The sequence below is a fragment of the Vibrio sp. 779(2023) genome (assembly GCF_033344285.1).
GTDB lineage: Bacteria > Pseudomonadota > Gammaproteobacteria > Enterobacterales > Vibrionaceae > Vibrio > Vibrio alginolyticus.
This window is the reverse complement of sequence record NZ_JAWPOM010000165.1, coordinates 1-1,166: the sequence shown is the minus strand read 5'-3', so window position 1 is coordinate 1,166 and position 1,166 is coordinate 1. Positions and strand designations below refer to the sequence as shown.

2 protein-coding genes are annotated in these 1,166 nt (G+C 44.3%); both read left to right on the top strand.

Features of this window, described 5'->3' with window-relative positions; translation table 11 throughout:
• The first annotated feature begins 57 nt into the window (after window positions 1-57).
• Window positions 58-291, top strand: coding sequence for a DUF2789 domain-containing protein (locus tag R8O70_RS25790; RefSeq protein ID WP_015297173.1), 234 nt, complete (start codon window positions 58-60; stop codon window positions 289-291).
• Window positions 292-451: 160 nt separating this feature from the next.
• The coding region (gene dinB, locus R8O70_RS25785; RefSeq protein ID WP_318184531.1) for a DNA polymerase IV at window positions 452-1,166 on the top strand (715 nt) is incomplete at its 3' end.

Genomic DNA, 1,166 nt, shown 5'->3' with positions numbered 1-1,166 from the left:
CGCATAATTGGGTGAGGTATATACTCAAGTAGAGGTTCATTCGAGTCGGAGGACACAATGGAATTACATCAACATGGCATGGCTGATCTTTTCAATCAGCTCGGGTTAGGGAGCACTTCCAAAGAAATTAAAGATTTCGTCAATACGCATCGACATAAACGTGAATCAGCACCTTTACACGAAGCGAGTTTCTGGACACATTCTCAGGCCGCATTTTTAAAACAAGCGATTGAAGAAGATGCTGATTGGGCTGAGCTTGTGGATCAGCTCGATGTAATGTTGCGTGATTGAACCGCGATAAAAAAAAAAGATAATTCAACCCTTTAGAAAGTTTTCTGTGGGGTGGTTTTAATCTTTCATTTTCTTGCTTCGTTAATTGAATTATACTGTATTTTTAACCAGTATTTTGTCGGGTATGTCAGAGCGAATCAGAAAGATTATTCATGTCGATATGGATTGTTTTTATGCTGCCGTCGAGATGCGAGATAACCCAAATTATCGAGATATAGCGCTTGCGGTTGGCGGGCATGAAAAACAGCGCGGCGTCATTAGCACGTGTAACTACGAAGCACGCAAGTTTGGCGTACGTAGTGCCATGCCTACCGCTCGTGCGTTGCAGCTTTGCCCGCATTTGCTCGTTGTTCCCGGTCGAATGCATGTCTACAAACAAGTCTCACTGCAAATTCGAGCTATCTTCGAACGTTATACTTCCTTAATTGAACCTCTTTCTCTTGATGAGGCCTACCTAGATGTTACCGATGCGACAGCTTGCAGGGGCTCAGCAACCCTGATTGCGGAGTCTATCCGTAATGATATTCGAAACGAGTTGGGCCTGACGGCATCAGCTGGAATCGCGCCGATTAAGTTTCTCGCTAAAGTTGCTTCGGATATGAATAAACCCAATGGACAGTTTGTTATTCCTCCTGAGAAAGTTCAAGAAGTGGTCGATAAGCTACCACTAGAAAAAATCCCTGGAGTTGGTAAGGTCAGTCTAGAAAAGTTACATCAAGCGGGCTTTTATCTGTGTGAAGACATTAAAAATAGCGACTATCGAGAACTGTTACGCCAATTCGGTCGCCAAGGCGCATCATTGTGGAAACGCAGTCACGGTATCGATGATCGAGAAGTTGTAGTCGAGCGTGAGAGAAAGTCGGTTGGTGTTGAGC